Source organism: Haliscomenobacter sp. (assembly GCF_033763495.1).
Taxonomy (GTDB): Bacteria; Bacteroidota; Bacteroidia; order Chitinophagales; family Saprospiraceae; genus Haliscomenobacter.
This window is the reverse complement of record NZ_JANRKL010000135.1, coordinates 25,011-44,545: the sequence shown is the minus strand read 5'-3', so window position 1 is coordinate 44,545 and position 19,535 is coordinate 25,011. Positions and strand designations below refer to the sequence as shown.

Sequence of the window (19,535 nt, the reverse complement as noted above, 5' to 3'; positions counted from 1 at the left end):
AAAATTAGGGTCAAATTTTTTGAAAAATCCTATCAGAATGATCAAGATCCTTGCCAATGATGGCATCAGCCCAGACGGTCAAACACTACTTGAAGAAGCGGGTTATGAAGTAGACACTACCCGGATTCCACAGGCGGACCTACCTGGCGTTATCGGCCAGTACGATGTACTGATCGTACGCAGTGCAACCAAAGTCACCAAGGAAGTAATTGATGCGGGGACCAACCTCAAAATCGTTGCTCGTGGTGGCGTTGGCTTGGACAACATTGATACAGATTATGCCCGCTCCAAGGGCATCACCGTGTTCAACACTCCGGCAGCTTCCTCACAAGCGGTTGCGGAATTGGCGTTTGCACACATGTTCAGTCTGGCGCGTTTCCTGCATAGCTCCAACCGGGCCATGCCAGTATCGGGCGGCACTGAGTATGACAAACTCAAGAAAAAATTCTCCGAAGGCATTCAGTTGCGCGGCCGTACTCTGGGCATCATTGGCTTTGGCCGGATCGGACAGGAAGCAGCGCGCATCGGGATTGGACTGGGAATGAACGTACTGGCTGCCGACCTTATGATCGACGAAGCCCGCATCGACATCAAACCTTACAACAGTGAATACATCACCATGGCAGTTACTGTGCCTACTGTGGAAATGGAAGAACTGCTTGCTAAATCGGATTTCATTACCCTACACGTTCCTTTCAGTGGCGGCACCCCCATCATTGGCAAGGTTCAGTTCGACAAGATGAAAAAAGGGGTTTGTCTGATCAATACCTCTCGCGGCGGAACGGTAGACGAAGAAGCACTGCTGGAAGCATTGGCCAGCGGCAAGGTAGCAGGTGCTGGTTTGGATGTATTTGACTTCGAACCCACGCCACGGCCGGAAATTCTGACACATCCGAATATTTCGCTTACGCCACACATCGGTGCTTCTACACTGGAAGCTCAGGCCAACATTGGTCTGGAATTGGCCGATCGGATTTTGGCTTTCTTCGGCGACGATAAATAAGCTCACTCCAAGCGGAGCGAATTGAAAGGCCCCATTTGCTGAAAATCGCAAATGGGGCCTTTGTCTTTAATGCTTGTATTTTCAGGGAGAATTGAAACCAAAGTCAAGTAATGACCCGCAATCTGAAACTCCTCTCCGGAGATTCCAAACCTTCGGGGAGGTCGAGCAACCAACCACTATTCCACCTTCAACACTTTCCCCCATGCCTCTTCATTTCCATTGCGCAAACGAACCATGTAAAGCCCTTTGGGCCAATCGTGCGCCGTGATGGTTTCTTGCAGCACCGTATTGCCAGGGATGGCCAAAGTACGGTTGTGAACCATCTGCCCCTGGGCGTTCCATACTTCCAACTGTGCTTTGGGTGCGCTGTTTGGCAATTTGAGACTCACTACAAATTCATCTCCAAAAGGATTGGGAAAAATCTGTAGTTGAGTTGGCGGATTTATCACATTGGTCGAAGTGGAGATCAGATCGATGTTGACGCAATAATCTTCAATTTCCCCGTAATAGTTACTGCTGCCTGAAAAACAAGTACTGGGCTCGCTGTTGTAACGTAGGGCTACCCGCATCCGGGTAGGCCCCGAAGGTATATTCGTTGGGATATTGATCACCCCACTAAACACGGTATCTTTTTTGGCACCTGAACTGTATAGGGCCTCATTGTTCCCAAATACGCCATCTTGATTGAGGTCAATCCAGGCGACCACAAACTCATTGAACAGTTGCCCCTTGTACCCCATGCTTAGTTTGAAATTATAGCTTTGGCCCGAACGCAAATCCAAGCCTTTTAGCCCGGTAAAATCCCCATAACCATTCCGGGCGCTGCGGTTATTGAAGTTACCTACCTGAACGCCAGTGATCCACTCTTGTTCCGCCTGATCAATCAGGATGGTTTCCGCACAATAATCCTTATCCAGGCAAGCACCGCAGTTGCGGGTTTTGAAGGTGAAACTTTTGCTAAACAAAGAGGAGCTGCCATCCAGACACTCGGAACGAATCTGGAATTCATACTCGGTGCAAGCCTGTAAGTTCCGCAAATTGGCAGAGGTGAAAGGAGGACTCAAAGACGACCAGGCAGAAGCCCCAACCGGGCGATAACGGAAGGTATAAGAACTTGCTGCTGTAACCGGCTGCCAACGGATGATGACACTCGAAATGATACCCGTAGGGATTGTCACCTGGGAGGGGGGGGCACAACACCCATCGGTGCGGAAACTGAATAACTCATCAAACTCAAGGCTGGTATTGCGGCAATACGCCTTGAATTGATACTCGTATTCCGTGCAGGTTTTTAAATCGGTAAAATTGTATGGGGGAAGTGCACGTTCGATGGTGGTCCAGGCGGCACTACCCTTGGCCCGGAAACGCAGATCAACCCGCTGGATACTATCATTGCTTGTCCAGGTTAATTTTGCACTGTTGATGGTGATATTGCTTACCGCGACACTAACCAAGGAAGGGCAGGAACCACATTCTTTGGCCAAAGCCAACAGGCTATTGTACACCTGGAGGTGGCCGCCAGTACTGGTTGTGTTTTTTAAGTTAACGTGGGGTTTGACATTGTCCAGAATCAAACGCCGAATCCATAAAGTTGCCGCTTTGGGGTCTCGCCTGGCCAAAGAGGCCAAAGTAGGACAGGGTGCGGCATACAACAAACTTACTGCTCCTGCTACCTGAGGGGCTGCAAATGAAGTGCCAGAGGTGGTTGTAAAACCATTGTTTTTCGCAGTGGAAATGGCCTGGTCGCCAAAAGCAGCTAAATCGACTGTGGTTTTTCCGAAGCCATGGGTTGTAGCACCCGTACGGCTCATGCTGGTTACACTGATAATGTATGGGCTACCACAACTACCAGGCATATCCCCGACAGCATCTACATCTACAGGGTCATTTTCTGTTGCACAAATATTCATGATGCCCTGGTGGCCCAAGCTATCGAAAAACACACACCACACAGCGTAATCTTCTGGTTTAGCACGCGGAATCCCCCAGGATGCATTGGTTGCTACCACAAAGGCTCCTTTTTTTCCGCCGCTTTGATTGTAGAGCTTTCGCTGAATGAAGGGATAATTGTAGGCTTGAATGATGAGATCTTCTGTACTAGAATTGTATCCGCCAACAATCCCCATAATTTTTACTTTCCAGTTGATTCCAGACATGCCATAATTATTGTTGCCCACTGCTCCAATAAATCCTGCAACTTCGGTACCATGCGAAGCATCCTCGCTAATGTCATCATTCTTACGGCGCACGTTCCATCCACGGTAATCGTCGATGTAACCATTTTCATCATCATCAATGTTGTTGTTGGGGATTTCGGCATGGTTGACCCACAGATTGGCTTTTAAATCGCGGTGGGTTGTATCAATCCCGTCGTCAATGACGCAGACCACAATGGTGTCACCTCCCGGCGTGAGCCCTCCTTTGGTGATATCCCAAGCTTGAGGCATACCGAGGTCAAGGCCCAATAAACCACCATCCTGGCCGGTATTCGAAAGGTACCATTGTTTGGTGAATTCGGGGTCGTTGGGTGTTGCTGAACGTAGTTCGATGTAATGATTGAATTGGGCGGCAAGGATGGCTGGATCACGTCGAAGCCGATCCAGAAGCTCATTCTCATCCTGTGTATTGGGGTCGAAACGCAATTTCCAAATGTTCATAGGTTCAGACAGGGGGGCTTCATCCAGAACAAAACCCGACCCAGCAGCACGCAAACTAGCCTCCTGGTTTGCCCAGGCACTCGCTCGTACCGTAGCACGAATTTGAACCAGAATTTCACCAGAAACATGATCATTCTGATTTTGTGCAAAACCTGGGGTTGTAAACCACAAACAATTCAAGGCAAAACAGAAAAAGGCAAAGGTTTGTCTCATGGGTTGAGAATTTTTTACAAAAATATAAACCAGCAGTTAGAAGAACGGAAAATTCACAACATGTGTTGGGGAAAGTACACTTAGTAGGGGGCAAAAATAATTACCTTTACCACTTCACACTAAAACAAACATTAAACGGCAATGAACTACATCAAACCAATTCTGCAAGTATTGAGTGCAACGCTGATTGTGCTTTTTTTTAGCAATGCCACCAATGATGCTGCCCTCAAACGCGAGTACTACGAAATCAAGATTTATACGATCAACGGACCAGAGCAGGAAGCGAAAGTGGATCAGTTTTTGGAAAAAGCTTATCTGCCTGCCCTGCATCGTGCTGGAATTGCCAAAGTAGGGGTGTACAAACCCGTAAAAACGGATACAACCTTCGGAAAGCGCATTTTTGTCTTCATTCCACTCAAAAAATTGGATCAACTCAGCACCCTGGTGGCGGCACTGGACAAAGACGCTGCCTTTCAAAGCGCAGGCTCGGAATACCTGAATGCCCCCTGGGACAAACCCGCGTATGTGCGCATGGAATCCATCGTAATCCAGGCCTTCAAAGACATGCCTTTTCACCAGGTACCTAAACTAGGTGGAAAGACAAGTGATCGGGTGTACGAATTGCGGAGTTATGAAGGAGCAACTGAAAAGTTGTACCAAAAAAAGGTACACATGTTCAACGAAGGCCAGGAAATCAGCATTTTTACCCGCTTGGGTTTCAATGCGGTATTTTATGGTGAAGTGCTGGCTGGCCGCCGCATGCCCAATTTGATGTACATGACTTCTTTTGACAACATCGACAAGCGGAATGAACTGTGGAAAGCATTCGGGGCAGATCCATTTTGGAAAAAAATCTCGGCGCTGCCAGAATATCAGCACACCGTTTCGAAGTCGACTATTTATTTGTTGAATCCTACGGCGTATTCGGAAATTTGAAAAGAGAAAGAGCTGAGGTGAATCTTGGTGCCTAAGGTTTCTTAGGTGGTGAAAGAAAAAACCTGCGGAGCAGGATGCCCTTTCACCACCTAAGAAACCTCAGACACTTAAGGAATCACCTAAGGAATGTTCTACCAACCCGGCATAAAGTTCAACCCAAAACCTCCTTGTGCTCCTTTGATCAAAGGAATTGCGTAATAAGGCTCCAAAATCAAAGCTCCAAACAAGTTGACCCGCACCGAAGCGCCCACTGAAGACAAGGGGCGGATCAGGTTTTTGCCATTGGGCCCTTCAAAATTAAACTGCTCGAAACGGGTCCAGATGATTCCGCTGTCAAAGAAAAAGTTCAAATCAGCAGGAACAATATTGGAGGGGATCAAAGCCAATTGTTTGGGGCCCAGAAGGGGAATCCGTACTTCGGCATTGAATAAGCCCATTTTGGTACCTACCAGGTTGTCGAAGGTGACCAAACCATCACGTTCGAGGTTTTGGGCCACATTGCCCTGAAACCCACGCACCCACCAGGGAGAGCCCAGGAAGAGAGGAGGGAATACATCGGTATTTTCAGAATCGCGACCATAGCGACCAGTATGCATAGCTCGGGCAGCAAAAGTAAAAGGCTTTTTGCGCAGGTATCCCCGGAAGTCAATCGTAGGATTTAAAAACTGGATGTCGCCCAGGTACTGCCGGAAACCTACCCGGAAGCGGTAGCCTTGCAAAGGCGCTGTAAGCCCAAAATTAGACTTGTCTCCTACGATGGCTGCCCCCACCCCTGGCATCGTAAAGCCAGGAAGAGAACCTACTTTTTCTTGATCTTGACCAAGTGGTCGACCCCGGCCATCGAAAAAGAAAGGATCGTATTGGCTATACTCTTTGATTTGGCGCAGCGATTGGCTGATACGGGTAAAATCAAGTTCTGCTTCAGCGCGTAAGGTAGAGGAGAAAGGATATTGGACAAAACCCGTTGCCCCACTTTGGAAAATACGGTAAACACTGTATTGATCTACGACAACCGGACCAATATCTGAATTATCCAAATAAGTGGAATCATAGGCATAGTAAGGATACGGAATGTGCATGAGTGAGCCACCCCACTGGAATTTTCCTTTGCGGTTGATGTAGGTGACCATGCCACCGAAATCCTGAATTTGACCGTTTAGGGCAAGATTGGCTATGATTTGGTTGTTCCCCAATATGTCACTGAACAAAGCTTGTATACCACCGGCCAAGCCAGCATTGGTACCAAACAGGTTATTTCCTACCCCAATGCCACCTCCACCTGAAAGGAAGTCGAGTTTAAACTTTGATTTAAAGGGTACTTCTTGCAAAGGAGCGGTTTCACCAGCGATCACCTGATCGATGGCACTGATTTGTTGGTCAATTATACTTTTTACGGTACGGTTGAGTCGGGGCAGTTGTGCAGCTGCGTAGGTCACATCTTTGGGATCCACTTTTTTGTCCAAAAAGTCCTTTGAAGTAGCCCGATAAATGCTGTACCCTCTCTTGTTGTAAAGGGTATACAAAACCCGGTCGCGTTTGCGGTCTACTGATATCGCCGGAGAATAATGGGAAATGCCGGTAATACCCACCGCTAAATCGGTTAATTGCGTAACTTCTTTGCTATCGGGATCGTAGCGGTACAGGTTGCGGTATCCATCGCGGTTGGACAAAAAGACGATGTTGCCCGCAGTATCCAATTGTGGATTGAGGTTGTCCGCACCCGGAAATACATCATCGTAATGCGTAACAGCGCCACTGACAAGATCCATCGATGCCAGGTTAAAAGTCAGGCGGCCATAAGTCCGGCCATTTTCCCAGGCTTTTTGATCCGTAGAAAAATAAAGGGTTTGGCCATCTTCCGACCAGGTTGCCTGGATTTCGGAATACTTGTCGTCGGTCAATTGTTTCAGGGTGCGGGTACGGATATTGAAGGTATACAAATCGGTGTGGCCTTCTTTCAAGCCTGATACCACAATGGTTTTACCATCGGGAGACCAGCTTGGATTGGAGAAAGCAGGCAAATCCCCAAGATTGAACTCATCCACTGTTTTGCCCGTGAAAGGACTTTTGATCAGTAGGACGTTGCGGCCACGTTTGAATCCCACCAAGGCTACCCGCTTGCTATCTGGCGACCAGGCTCCCGAGGACTCTAGAAAGTCAAAGAAATCCACGTTGCCACCACGCGCCGTACTTGCCACGGTTTTCATGATTTGGCCATTTGTGGCATCCGCCAGGAAAATATCGGTAGAAAAGAGGTTGCGCTCGGAAGTAAACAGTACGTACTTTCCATCGGGGCTGATCGAAGGGGAAATGTTCATTTGTCCACCATCCTTGTCATCCAAAATGGGTTTGCCAAAAACGTTTTTTTCCTTGCCCTCAATCATGGGTTTGAACTGCGCGGTGATGGCGTCCTGCCAAAGTTTGCTGAAGTCCTTCTTGTTCATGCCCAAAACCCCGGTTATGGCATTGTCCACCCCAAAAATGGCCACCGATTTAAAAAATGGCTCGATGATGCGGTCACTTTTTAGTCCAGTCAAAAAGGACCAAAAAGCATGGCCGTAACGGTACGGAAAGTATTTAGGGTTGTTCAATTGATCGATGGTAGGGACATCATCATTGAGTACGGCATCGCGCATCCACAAGGCGGTGTGAGGATCCACACTCCCGGTCGACATGTATTCGGCCATTCCCTCCACCACCCACAGGGGCAGGTTGCCCAGGTTTTGGATACTGGTGGAATCGCCATTCAAAATGCGGTTGAACTGGAAAGCGTGCACCAATTCGTGACCCAACACCTGGTAAGTAGCTTGGTTGGTCAAGGCAATGGGCATGATGACCCGATTTTTAAAGGCCTCGGTTACCCCGCCTGTACCTACGCCCACACCACCACTAATGGTATTGGTTTGTTGAAAATCGGCGTGGTCGTTGTAAAAAATCAGAGGGTTGAGCGTAGAAAAAGTATCCGTCAACAAATTCTGATGGTAGCGGTACCAAAGCTCGGTAAAATCGGCCAGGTCTTTGCGTCGTTCGGCATTTTTGAGATAATAATAAATCTCGAAATTGGGCGTGCGGTACACGTCAAAATTGAAGGACTCATAGCTGGGCTTGTTGCGTCCAAAATACTCCTGGGCCTGCAAAGTGCTTGTTCCGGTAATGGCCAGCAAAAAAGCCGCAAGGGTCCAAAGCTTACTGCGGTGTCTCATTTGGTATGTTTTTCTTTGAAAGGATCTCATGTTGCTCTTTAGATTGTCGAAATTACAAAGTATTAACAATTTGACAGACCACTTTGTAACGCATTGGGCAAGTGGATTTTGGTTAAAAATCTCTTAAACCCAAATTCAAGGTAGTGTAGGTGACAAAAAAAGGTGCGAAATAAAGTCAAACTCTTCTTTTAACTTTATCCAAACTAGGATTGTTCGTTTTTCCTAAAACACCCAATTAACATGTACACCAAACGCAATTACAACTTTTGGATGACCTTCAATTGGTCTCGCCAGCCCTTTATCCTTGGGGCCATTTATGCATTACCAATAACAGCCTTGTCATACTCCGGGCACATCAGTCTATCCCTGCCCTGGCAGCCCATCAGTGTATTGGGGATTGCGGTGGCTTTTTACCTGGGTTTTAAAAACAACAGTTCCTACGATCGAACCTGGGAGGCCCGTAAAATCTGGGGCGGGATCGTCAACAGTAGCCGCACTTTTGGTGCCGCGGTCAACTCTTTTATTCAGGGTGAAGACAAGGAGGAAGTGCAAAAAATCCGTCGCCGTCTGGTTTATCGGCACATTGCCTGGCTCACTGCAATGCGTTACCAACTGCGCCTAAGTAGAGATTGGGAACACAAGGAAGACCGGGTAAAAGGGCTTTACTCCCCCACCGTTTGTGAGGAATATTTCAACAACCTGGATAAGGAGGTAATGAACCTGATCGATGAAGAGGAGTTTGAACGGTACAAAACCAAGACCAATATTGCCACCCAAATTATGGCTACCCAGGCCCGGGAGCTGCAATACCTGCACGACCTGGGGTATTTCGACGACTTCCGCCATATGGAATTTCACCGCCTGATCAGCACTTTTTACGACGATCAAGGACGGAGTGAACGCATCAAAAACTTTCCTTTTCCGCGGCAGTACGCTTCTGTCGCCTTGTGGAACACCCTGGTGTTTACAGCACTATTGCCCTTGGGCTTGCTCAGTGTTTTTGAGGAAATGGAGGGAGAATTGCGCATTTGGCTCACCGTTCCGTTCAATGCACTCATCACCTGGGTTTTTTTCTTGATGGAAAAAATTGGAGACTATTCCGAGAATCCATTTGAAGGGACCTACAACGATGTGCCGATTACATCCATTTCCAGGGCCATCGAGATTGATTTGCGCGAGATGCTGGGAGAAACTGAAGTGCCGAAGCCGATTGCAGCAGTGGATGGATTTTTGATGTAAAATGAGATAAAAACATAAAGCCGCAGAGTCGCCCCTACGGCTTTTTTATGGTAATAAATCAAGCATTGCCAAAGTAAGTCGAATTTAACTGGTGATTAAGCACGTTGGTGGATCAATTCCGTTTCGAATATTTCCTGAGGGTGCAGGGCGTCGAAAGAATAGCCTTCGGCTGCAAAATAGGCCAATACCCGGGGTAAAGCGTACTCCAGGCGCTCTTTCGACTTGATGCTGTCGTGGAAGACTACAATGGAGCCTGGGCCAGCATTTTGGACAACGTTTCTGAGCACCTGGTCAGGTGTGTTGTTGGCGTCAAAGTCACCACTCAGTACGTCCCACATCACGATCCGGTAATGCCGCAGCAAAAACTGGGTTTGTTTGGGCGTTATCCGACCATATGGCGGCCGAAACAGCACGGATTTGGATTGGCTGGCACCCTGGCGGATGTTGTGAAAATAAGAGATGTTTTCAGTGCTCCAACCATTCAGGTGGTTCATAGTGTGATTGCCTACCACATGACCGGAATCGACAACTTGTTTGAACACCTCCGGGTGCTTGTTGATGTTGTCACCTACACAGAAGAAAGTGGCCTTGGCATTGTATTGTTTCAATTGCTCCAATACCCAGGGGGTAACTTCAGGAATGGGGCCGTCATCGAAGGTGAGAAAAAGTTGTTTTTCCTCGGTGGGTATCCTCCATGTGAAATGGGGGAACAGATTTTGAATGAATTGGGGTGTCTTGATCAAATACATAAGCATAATTTTTTGGGTGTGTTGCATCAGTGCGCAGCAACACCATTGTTCACGGGATAAAAACAAGTCATTAACAGCAAGCAATAGCCATTGAAAAGGAATTCCACTGGTATTGCACCTAAGTAGTAGGGCAAATAATTGTTCATTTTTCTTAAGCCAAAGGATTAGATAAGGCACGTGAAATGGACCGTTTACTTATCTAATCCTCTGGCAAAATGAACACTTATTTTTTTTCGCCCCATTGAGCCACTTAAATTTTTACTTTTGTGGATCAAAATTGCGCAAGTGCTGTTTACACTATAACGCAAAAAATTAAAAATGGGCTGCTCTAAGGCACATTTTTTTTCAGAATTTTTTGAAAATAATTCTATCGATCTTTTTTCATGGAAAATATTCGTGTTCGATTTGCCCCAAGCCCTACTGGAGCCCTGCACATTGGCGGCATCCGTACGGCCTTATACAATTACCTTTTGGCCAAAAAATATGGTGGAACCTTTATCCTGCGCATTGAGGATACAGACCAAACCCGCTTTGTTCCTGGTGCAGAAGATTACATCATCGAAGCATTACACTGGGCCGGGATTGTTCCAGGCGAAGGCCAGAGTTTTGGCGGCGAATACGGACCCTATCGGCAATCCGACCGCAAAGCCATCTACCAGGAGTATGCCAAAAAGCTGGTTGAAAACGGGCAGGGCTATTACGCTTTTGACACTGCCGAAGAGTTGGATGCTGCCCGTCAGGCCGACGATACCTTTAAGTACGACTACAAAAGCCGCGTGCGGCTCAACAATAGCCTGAACCTGAGTGCGGCTGAAGTTCAACAAAGGCTGGATTCGGGGATACCTTACGTGATTCGTCTCAAGGTCCCTGAAGGCGAAACTGTCCATATTCAGGATATGGTTCGTGGTGAAGTGAATTTCCAAAGCAATGAGCTCGACGATAAAGTGATGCTCAAAGGCGACGGTATGCCCACTTACCACCTGGCCAATGTGGTGGACGATCGTTTGATGAAAATCACCCATGTTATTCGGGGGGAAGAGTGGCTGCCGAGTACTGCGCACCACGTCTTGCTGTATCGCGCCTTTGGTTGGGAGGCTGAAATGCCTCGTTTTGCTCACTTGCCCCTCATCCTCAAACCGGATGGCAAGGGCAAACTCAGCAAACGCGATGGAACGCGCCTGGGCATTCCGGTATTTCCTTTGTCCTGGAAAGGAGAAACGCCTGAAGATTCTTTTGTGGGTTTCCGCGAAGCTGGTTTTGACCCTAGGGCCATGGTCAATTTTATGGCCTTCATGGGCTGGAATCCCGGTACCGAGCAGGAGATTTTCAGCATGAACGAATTGGCAGAAGCTTTTTCGGTGGAAAAAATTGGAAAATCCGGCGCACGTTTTGACATAGAAAAAGCCAGGTGGTTCAACCAGCAATACATCATGGCCAGTAGTGAAGAGGAACTTGCAAAAACTGTTCGTCCAATCATCGAAGCTCAGGGACATCGGCCAACTGAGGCCTATTTGCGCAGTTTTGTTGGAATGATGAAGGAGCGGGTGGTCCTGTTTTCTGATTTCTGGACAAATGGCGCGTACTTCTTTGAAGATTTTGCCGTTTTTGATGAAGTCACCATTCGCAAAAAATGGAAAGCCAACGACAGCCGAGCAACTTTTATACCTTTACTGGAGCAGCTGGATGCACTGATTGACTATAATTCCAGCGCGGTACAGGCTTGTGTGGAAGGATTTACCAATTCGGCGGGCTTGAAATTTGGCGATGTTTTGCCTATTTTGCGGGTAGGCCTGACGGGCACGATGAAAGGCCCAGCTGTGTTTGACATGATGGCGTTGCTGGGCAAAGCTGAATGTCGGCGAAGAATGGAAAGAGCATTTGATTTGTTCGATCAAGTAAGTTGAGTTGAGGAGTGATGAATGATGAGTGATATAGCTTTTGCCTTTAACTCATCATTCATCACTCCTCAACTATATCAAAATATTTTGCTACTTTAGAGCAGCCTAAAGGGCATTGACCAAAAACCGATCACATCCCATGGACCAATTGTACATTGTCCAACAGTTCGCCATTTGTTCTACCCTGATCCGGAAGGAATCTTACACTTATTCCGATATTGTAGTCACTTTGCTTAAGATGCTAAATGTATCCGTAAAATACAAAACTCCTGTTTTGGTATGAAGCATTTGGTTTATTCCCTCGCAATACTGGCTACTTGCCTGTTTTTTGATACTGCTTTGCTTGGAAAAGCCAAGGAGCCTGGCCATTTTCTTCCTTTTACCCGCCTGGTGGAAGACACGACCATTGTGGCCTGTGAAGACGCAGATACCGCCTACAGCACCTGGTTCAATACTCTACAGCTGCAGGTAATCCTGCCTGCGCAGCAAAGTGGTCATACTGTAACCATCACACCTACCCCTCCAGAGGCTTTTGTTGTTAAAGGTCCTTGTGCTGATACCTTGAGCCTGACTTTTACGGTGACCGACCAGGGGGGGCAGATCGTTTCAAACGACACTTACGTATTTATAGTTAGTGACAATGAAGCGCCAAAAATAGTTTCTTCCATTGCGGATTCCCTGATTTTGGGCTGTAAAGACCCAATTCCAGATAGCTCTACCGTGAAAATTACCGACAACTGTGCCCTAGACAATGTGGTGTACGACCAAAGTGAGATAGGGAGTGCCAATTGTATTTACCGTCGCAAAATTGTACGCACCTGGCGCGCCTTCGATAAATGTGGCAATCGGAGTGATTATCGACAAGTAATCGTCGTAACCGATACCGAGGCACCTTCCTTTGGCCAGTTTCCCCGCGATACCACCGTTGCTTGTAATGTGGCCAAGATTCCAGAAATTTTAGGCATCCCCATCTTAAGAGACAATTGTGATCCCGATCCGATTCTGAGCTTTACGGATGAAATTGTCTATGGTGCTGACCCCAACTGTAAAGGAACCTACGAATTGCGGCGTCTTTGGAAAAGTGAAGATGCTTGTGGCAACAGTGCCGTTCAACGCCAGATCATCACCGTCATTGACAATGTCAATCCCAGTTTCACACCTCCCCGGGATACCATCATCGATTGCCGCTTTGGAGATGATCCCGCCTTCTCAGGTAAACCTAAAAATCTGAGCGACAACTGTAGTGTCCTTACAGAAGCCAATTTGAGTTTTAACGATGTGCTGCAAGGTGGAAGTTGCGACAATAACTACATCGTGTTCCGTACCTGGCGCTTGACGGATAGTTGTGGCAATTTCATCACTCACCAACAACGGATTGAGGTGATTGATCGTACAGCACCAGAGATTACCCGGGCACCCATCAACCTGATTTTGAATTGTGATGCTAATCTGGAAGCTCAAACGCGTTTCAATGCCTGGATCAACAACCTGGGCAACGCGCTGGCAGTAGACAATTGTACGACTCCTGCTTCTGCGTTGCGCTGGATCGTGCAAGACGCCCAAACTGGCGGAGCAGTGACTTTCCCTACATTACGTTGTTCGGAAGGCGATAGTGTTATTCTGGAGCGAAGGGTCCGTTTTATAGTAGAAGACGAATGCGGCAACCGGGATACGGCCCTTGCTGTTTTTCAAGTCATTGATGATCAAGCCCCAGAACTAAGCAATTGCCCCGGTAATGCCGAGATCAATGCAGACCAGGGGCAATGTACGGCCAATTATACCCTGCAAGCGCCAAGCGTAAGCGAAATCTGTACCTTTGCTGCGCCCAATAATGAGGACATCTTGTACAGCTATTGCATCAACAATGGCCCCATCAAAATCATTCCAGGCTTTGTTCCTGTTCAGGTAAGTTTGAACATCGGTGCCAATCGCATCACCTATTATGTACAAGACTGTGCCGGAAATAAGGACTCCTGTAGCTACACCATTACAGTACGCGATGTAGAGCGTCCGGAGATCGTTTGCACACCTGACGTAGAATTGGTTTTGGCTACCGGAGCTTGTACTGCTGCCTTGACTTTGCCACGTCCAAGTGCTACTGACAATTGTAGCCTGGCTGGTAGTTACAGCCGTACTTTACCTTTGGACAGCAGCAGTGCGTTTTTGAAGTACTCTTTTAATGCGGCCTTGAATAGTTACATCGCTGGTGGAAAAGTGCTGAATTTTACCAATGTAGCACCCAATGCGACTGGGAATGCGAGTATCGTGGTCAACTATAAGGGGGATTTTAATTCTCCCAATGCCATTTTGGAAGTTTTTGGTGAAAACGGCCGCTTTTTAGGCAATTCAAACCTCGGTGACGCCACCTGTGATCAGGCTGGTCAGCTGACCCTCAGCATTCCCCGCGATACGTTCAATCGTTGGGCTGCCGACGGAATCATTGGATTGCGGGTAGCACCCCGCCGCATCAGTGTTCCATCAGGGCAACCCGGAGAAGGGGTCAATCCTTGTAATCCTTCCGCGATTGTCAACGACGGAGATACCGATCGAAAAGGCTACATTTTTGCCAACCTGTCCTACCCAAGTGTCCTGCCCTTGTATTTTGCACAGGGCGCAACCCCGATTGCAGTAACCCGTATGCCCGTGCCACCAGATAGTGTGAGGGTACAATTTGCACTGGGCGAAACCCGGGTTTCCTACGTCATTCAGGATGCCAGCGGCAATGCCGATACCTGCACCTTTAAAGTGACGGTTAAGGACAACGAATTACCCATTGCCAAATGCCAGGCTACTACTTTGTTCGTTAATCCTTCCGGTTTGGAAACAGAACAGATCAACGCAACCGAGATCAATGCTGGAAGTTCGGACAACTGCGGCACCCCCAGCCTTAGCCTCAGCCCCAGTTCCTTTACCTGTGCCCAGGCTGGGACAGTACAAAATGTGACGCTGACGGTTACCGACCGCGCCGGGAACATTGCCCGTTGTTCCACCATTGTACGCATTGAAAATGAACGCCCAACTCCTGCCGCCAATTCGGGCTTGTGTGGCAACGACACCTTGTCCTTGTTTGCCAATCCACCCCTGGCCAATGGTGGCACCGTTTTTACTTTCCGCTGGACGGGCCCCAATGGGTTTACCTCGAACTTGCAAAACCCCATCATTCCCAGGGTGAGTTCACGCAATGCGGGCTCTTATTCGGTAGAAATCACCGGAATCACTGGCTGCAAATCGACCGGGGTCGTCGAGGTGTCCATTGAAGACCTGCCCGTGACCCCCACCCTGTTGTTGTCCAAAGAAAACTTTTGCGCTGAAGAAGACATCGTACTGAGTTCTTCCATTGCGCCCTCGGGCGCCAACGTGATATTCCGTTGGTACAAAGGGGAAGCCCCAAATGGCACCGTAATAGGTCAGACTATTGTACCCAGCTTTACCCTTCGGGCACCCCATGCCGAAAGCCAGGACAATTATTACCTGACCATCGAGTCGGGGGGGTGTGAATCCTTGCCCTCGGCACCTAAAGTGATCCGTATTTATCAAAAGCCACAAGCCATCCCCAAAAAAGCCAGTTTTTCGGTTTGTGAGGGAGAATCTATTGTTTTTGGCACCGAAGTAGCTGGCCCGGGCATCACCTATCAGTGGGCTGGCCCCAATGGTTATAACTCTACCAGTCAATCGCCCCCCGCCATCTCTGCCGCTACCATGGCAAATGCGGGAGTATACACTTTGGTGGTTTCTCGCTTTGGTTGTGCTTCAGACCAAACTTTTATCCCGGTGAGTGTATTGACGCGCCCCGCCCAGCCACAACTGACCTCCTCAGGGGCAGCTTGTGAAGGAGGAAAAATCACCCTGCGCACCAATGCGACGGCTTCTTTTTATACCTGGGTAAGTCCGGCTTTGGAAGAATTCCGTACCAGTGTCCCCAGTTTTGATCTCAACAATGTCACCAACGCCCAGGAGGGCTCCTGGCGTTTGTACCTGACCAATCAGGAATGTAGTTCGACCCTCTCGCAAGCACTGGAAGTGGTGGTCAATGACAAGCCCAAGCCCAAAGCTTCGGCCAACTCGTCCACCATTTGTGAAAGCAGCCGCCTGGAACTAAAGGTTACCCCTGCAACACCCAATGCCGCATTCCAATGGACCGGGCCTAATAATTTCAGTTCCGTAGGTAGTAGTGTGTCAATTGAAAACGTTCGCCAGGTCAACTCCGGTCGTTATGTCATAAAGGTCACCAGCGCCGAAGGCTGCATAGGAACGGATTCTGTAGCAGTTGAAGTCATCACCAGCATCCGGGTATTTAGCGTGACCAACAACGCCCCCAAGTGTTTGACTGGACCAACGGACATCATTTTATCCGCCAATTTTTTCCCCGCTGACGATGGCAATTTCCGTTACAGTTGGGCTGGGCCAAATGGGTTTACCGCCAATACCGCTCAGGCGACCATTCCCAATGCCACCCAGGCGAACAATGGCAATTATTCGGTGGTCATCACTACTGCGGGGGGCTGTACTTCTGAAGCAGTGAGCACTTTGATCAACATGAGCGACCCACCTCCGATTCCAAGTATACCCAAACTCTCCGAAACGACCATTCAACCCCTTTGTGTGGGTGGCTCAATTAGCCTCTGTACCAACGCCTACCAGGGAACTACTGTGACCTACAACTGGGTTACGCCCAATAAGGGAGTGTTCCTGACTACCACCCCCTGCTTCAATATTCCTCAATCGGTAGCCGATGATTCGGGCGTCTATTCCGTATTTGTAAGCATCGATGGGTGCAATTCGCGGGAATCAGGGGAAGTCATTTTACAAGTCACGCCCAAACCCGTCCTAACGGCCTCCACAAATGGGCCGGTATGCCAGGGGTTACCCATCGAATTGAAATCTACTTTTGTACCAGGAGCTCAATACAACTGGAGTGGCCCCAATTTCAGCTCTTCCCTCTCCAGTCCAACTATCGCTGAAGCCGATTCAGCACAGCATGCCGGGACTTACGCTGTTTTTGCAACGCTCAATGGGTGTAAGTCGGATATAGTGACAACCAGGGTAGAAGTGTTGGCGGGGGCTCGACGCCCAGCTTTGGTCGGCAATAGCCCTTTGTGCATCAGTGGGGCGGATACCAAATTGCGCTTGTCACTACGACCCGGTACGGCAACCGCTGGCGCAGTATACACCTGGAGTGGCCCCAATGGGGTTTTGGGCACCAGTTCTACCACCGACTTTGGCATCTTGGATCTGAGCAGCTTTGCCGAAGGCATCAACAATTTTACGGTGCAGGCAAAACTAGGGGTTTGTAACTCCAGAATCTCCGAGCCATTCCCTATTTCCTTTAGTAAAATCCCGGCGGGACAGGCCTTTGCAGGTGTGGACTTTTTAGGTTGTGAAAAATCGTCAATCACCCTCAATGCTCAGGCACCTGCAATTGGAACGGGCACTTGGAGCCTGGTAAATGGGGATACAACTGGTGTAGGCATCGTCGATCCAAGCCTGGCAAAAACCCTGGTCAATGGCCTCAAAGGTGGTCAAAACTACACCTTCCGTTGGTCCCTGTCCAGTGGAGCTTGCAACAATTATTCCAGCGATGACGTAGTCATTACGGTCAATAAACCAGATACTGCCTTTGCGGGAACAGATATACTGGCTTGTTTTTCCAGAGAGATCAAACTCAATGCACGGCCTTCCACAAGCGCTCCGGGAAGTTGGAGTCAATCAGAAGTTCAGGCCTTGCTTGGTGTGCTGATCCTCGACCCGGCCAACCCTCAAAGTGGAGTGACGGGTATGCAACCTGGCAACCTTTATGCCTTTACCTGGACACTCAAGGCGGGAGGTTGTGGGAACCTAAACGATGAGGTTTTGGTGCTGATTTCTGACCCTGGGCCTTACGCGGGAGGAGATCAATCTATTTGCAGCAATGAAGCCGTGATCCTGCTAGACGCGGATAAGCCTACGGACGGCAGCCGGGGCCGTTGGACCAGCCTGACCCAGGGCATCAATATTCCCAATCCTGAAGACCCTAAGGCGCAGGTCCGCAATTTGCGGATTGGCGACAATACCTTCGTGTGGGAAGTGGACAACGGCATTTGTGGCAAGGATTCCCGCGACACGGTGGTGATTACCTATAAACGCTCCCCTAAAGCCCTCAATGATGTGGTAAGTGGAAATTTTGGCGTGGACATTCCAATCAATGTGCTGGTCAACGATACGGTGCCCATCAACACCCAGGTAAGCATCATCCGTCAACCGTTTAATGGCACTTTGGCAGCTACCGGGAATGGCGTTTTCACTTATACGCCCCGCACCAATTTTGTGGGCGAGGACAAGTTTTTATACCAGATTTGTAGTGCGGGTTGTGATTGCTCACAAGCGGAGGTGACCATTGAAATTTCTTCAGACGCAGAATGCAAGATCCCTTCGGTGATCACACCCAACAACGACTTGATCAACGACGTCTTTACAATTCCCTGTTTATTGAACGATACCGAGTACCCTGAAAGCCAGGTCATCATCTTCAATCGCTGGGGCGATGAAGTATTCCGATCGGGTAAACCCTACAAAAACACCTGGTCTGGCACCTACAATGGTGAAGATTTACCAGCCGATACCTACTTCTACATCATTGATTTTGGCAAAGGACAAAAGCCTAAAAACGGATTTTTAGTCATCCAGCGATAAACAGCAGCTATGAGAAAAATCTACATCTTATTCATCTTTTTGGGATTGGGCTGCTGGGTGCAAGCTCAACAGGAGAATCAATTTACCCAATTTCAACACTACAAATTGGGTTTTAACCCCGCCTATGCTGGCAACGCCGAAGGCATCTCCATCGCCGCGCTAGTGCGGCAGCAATGGCTAGGCATCAAAGGGGCACCAATGGTGCAACTCCTGTCTTTGAACATGCCGGTACTCAACAATCGGGTGGGCATTGGGGCCAATTTTGCACTGGCTTCCATTGGGGTGACCAAGCAGTATACGGCGGAGCTTGCCTATGCCTACCGCATTCCTGCACCTCGGGGGCACTTGAACCTGGGTTTGATGACTTCGATTCGCAATTTTCAGATGAATTTTTCGGAGTTGGAGGGCTCCCAGCCGACCTCAATCGACGGGGCGATCCCAGCGGGTTTACAAAGCAAATACGTGCCCAACTTTGGGGCGGGCATTTATTACGATGCACAGAATTTTTACATCGGCGTGTCTTCTCCCCGCTTGTTGAATGTCAGCATCGATCTGGCTGATGGCAGTGGGACAATCTCGCGCGAAACGCCGCATTTTTTCCTGATGACTGGGGTGATGATTCCCTTGGGTGAAAAGATCAAATTGCAGCCACAAACCTTGCTCAAATACGTCAAAGGTGCACCTTTTGATGCGGATGCCAACCTCAGCCTGATTTTTAATGAACGCTACACCTTTGGCGCTTCCTACCGTTTGGGTGGCTCCAGTGCATCGGGAGTGGGTGAATCGATTTCGGGCCTTTTTAGTGTACAGATGGGTAAAAACTTGCTCATCGGCATGTCTTACGATGCCACTTTGTCGGAGTTGCGCCGCTACAACAATGGTAGTTTGGAGGTGGTGCTGCGGTACTTCATCAATGGGCGGAATTCGGGGGATGTGATTTATGAGAACCCGCGGTTTTTCTTTTAAAA

Annotated in this window: 10 protein-coding genes; 7 read left to right on the top strand and 3 right to left on the bottom strand. The window is 48.6% G+C overall.

What is annotated here, in order from left to right:
• Nucleotides 1-37 precede the first annotated feature (37 nt).
• Nucleotides 38-1,003 (top strand): D-2-hydroxyacid dehydrogenase, encoded by a 966-nt coding sequence (locus tag SFV55_RS13985; RefSeq protein WP_320030134.1) that lies wholly within the window; start codon nt 38-40, stop codon nt 1,001-1,003.
• A gap of 176 nt (nt 1,004-1,179) precedes the next feature.
• Here SFV55_RS13985 and SFV55_RS13980 read toward each other — a convergent pair whose 3' ends face one another.
• Nucleotides 1,180-3,873 carry a S8 family serine peptidase gene (locus SFV55_RS13980; RefSeq protein ID WP_320030133.1) on the bottom strand — a complete coding sequence of 898 codons (2,694 nt, stop codon included), beginning with the start codon at nt 3,871-3,873 and terminating at the stop codon, nt 1,180-1,182.
• A gap of 141 nt (nt 3,874-4,014) precedes the next feature.
• Here SFV55_RS13980 and SFV55_RS13975 point away from each other — a divergent pair, with 141 nt between their 5' ends.
• A complete protein-coding gene (locus SFV55_RS13975) occupies nt 4,015-4,809 on the top strand; it encodes an NIPSNAP family protein (protein WP_320030132.1) in 795 nt (264 codons plus the stop codon).
• Between the two features lie 131 nt (nt 4,810-4,940).
• On the opposite strand, the gene SFV55_RS13970 is transcribed toward SFV55_RS13975, so the two are convergent.
• Complete coding sequence (locus SFV55_RS13970) at nt 4,941-8,012, bottom strand: hypothetical protein (RefSeq protein ID WP_320030131.1); 3,072 nt, start codon at nt 8,010-8,012, stop codon at nt 4,941-4,943.
• Between the two features lie 240 nt (nt 8,013-8,252).
• On the opposite strand from SFV55_RS13970, the gene SFV55_RS13965 reads away from it, so the two are divergent.
• Nucleotides 8,253-9,251, top strand: coding sequence for a bestrophin family protein (locus SFV55_RS13965; RefSeq protein WP_320030130.1), 999 nt, complete (start codon nt 8,253-8,255; stop codon nt 9,249-9,251).
• Between the two features lie 95 nt (nt 9,252-9,346).
• Here SFV55_RS13965 and SFV55_RS13960 read toward each other — a convergent pair whose 3' ends face one another.
• Nucleotides 9,347-10,000, bottom strand: a complete 654-nt coding sequence (locus tag SFV55_RS13960) for a polysaccharide deacetylase family protein (protein WP_320030129.1) — start codon at nt 9,998-10,000, stop codon at nt 9,347-9,349.
• A gap of 383 nt (nt 10,001-10,383) precedes the next feature.
• Here SFV55_RS13960 and gltX point away from each other — a divergent pair, with 383 nt between their 5' ends.
• The 4 genes from gltX (at nt 10,384) to SFV55_RS13940 (ending at nt 19,533) form a co-directional block, all read left to right on the top strand.
• Nucleotides 10,384-11,904, top strand: coding sequence for a glutamate--tRNA ligase (gene gltX, locus SFV55_RS13955; protein WP_320030128.1), 1,521 nt, complete (start codon nt 10,384-10,386; stop codon nt 11,902-11,904).
• 133 nt (nt 11,905-12,037) lie between these two features.
• Nucleotides 12,038-12,181 (top strand): hypothetical protein, encoded by a 144-nt coding sequence (locus SFV55_RS13950; protein ID WP_320030127.1) that lies wholly within the window; start codon nt 12,038-12,040, stop codon nt 12,179-12,181.
• Nucleotides 12,178-18,567, top strand: a complete 6,390-nt coding sequence (locus SFV55_RS13945) for a gliding motility-associated C-terminal domain-containing protein (protein ID WP_320030126.1) — start codon at nt 12,178-12,180, stop codon at nt 18,565-18,567. The genes SFV55_RS13950 and SFV55_RS13945 overlap by 4 nt, the downstream gene beginning before the upstream one ends.
• Nucleotides 18,568-18,576: 9 nt before the next feature.
• A complete protein-coding gene (locus SFV55_RS13940; RefSeq protein ID WP_320030125.1) occupies nt 18,577-19,533 on the top strand; it encodes a type IX secretion system membrane protein PorP/SprF in 957 nt (318 codons plus the stop codon).
• The last annotated feature ends 2 nt before the right edge of the window (nt 19,534-19,535 follow it).

Coding starts and splice junctions, on each gene's coding strand:
- gltX (WP_320030128.1), top strand. CDS start 10,384: ATGGAAAATATTCGTGTTCGATTTGCCCCAAGCCCTACTGGAGCCCTG.
- SFV55_RS13980 (WP_320030133.1), bottom strand. CDS start 3,873: ATGAGACAAACCTTTGCCTTTTTCTGTTTTGCCTTGAATTGTTTGTGG.
- SFV55_RS13985 (WP_320030134.1), top strand. CDS start 38: ATGATCAAGATCCTTGCCAATGATGGCATCAGCCCAGACGGTCAAACA.
- SFV55_RS13945 (WP_320030126.1), top strand. CDS start 12,178: ATGAAGCATTTGGTTTATTCCCTCGCAATACTGGCTACTTGCCTGTTT.
- SFV55_RS13970 (WP_320030131.1), bottom strand. CDS start 8,012: ATGAGACACCGCAGTAAGCTTTGGACCCTTGCGGCTTTTTTGCTGGCC.
- SFV55_RS13950 (WP_320030127.1), top strand. CDS start 12,038: ATGGACCAATTGTACATTGTCCAACAGTTCGCCATTTGTTCTACCCTG.
- SFV55_RS13940 (WP_320030125.1), top strand. CDS start 18,577: ATGAGAAAAATCTACATCTTATTCATCTTTTTGGGATTGGGCTGCTGG.
- SFV55_RS13975 (WP_320030132.1), top strand. CDS start 4,015: ATGAACTACATCAAACCAATTCTGCAAGTATTGAGTGCAACGCTGATT.
- SFV55_RS13965 (WP_320030130.1), top strand. CDS start 8,253: ATGTACACCAAACGCAATTACAACTTTTGGATGACCTTCAATTGGTCT.
- SFV55_RS13960 (WP_320030129.1), bottom strand. CDS start 10,000: ATGTATTTGATCAAGACACCCCAATTCATTCAAAATCTGTTCCCCCAT.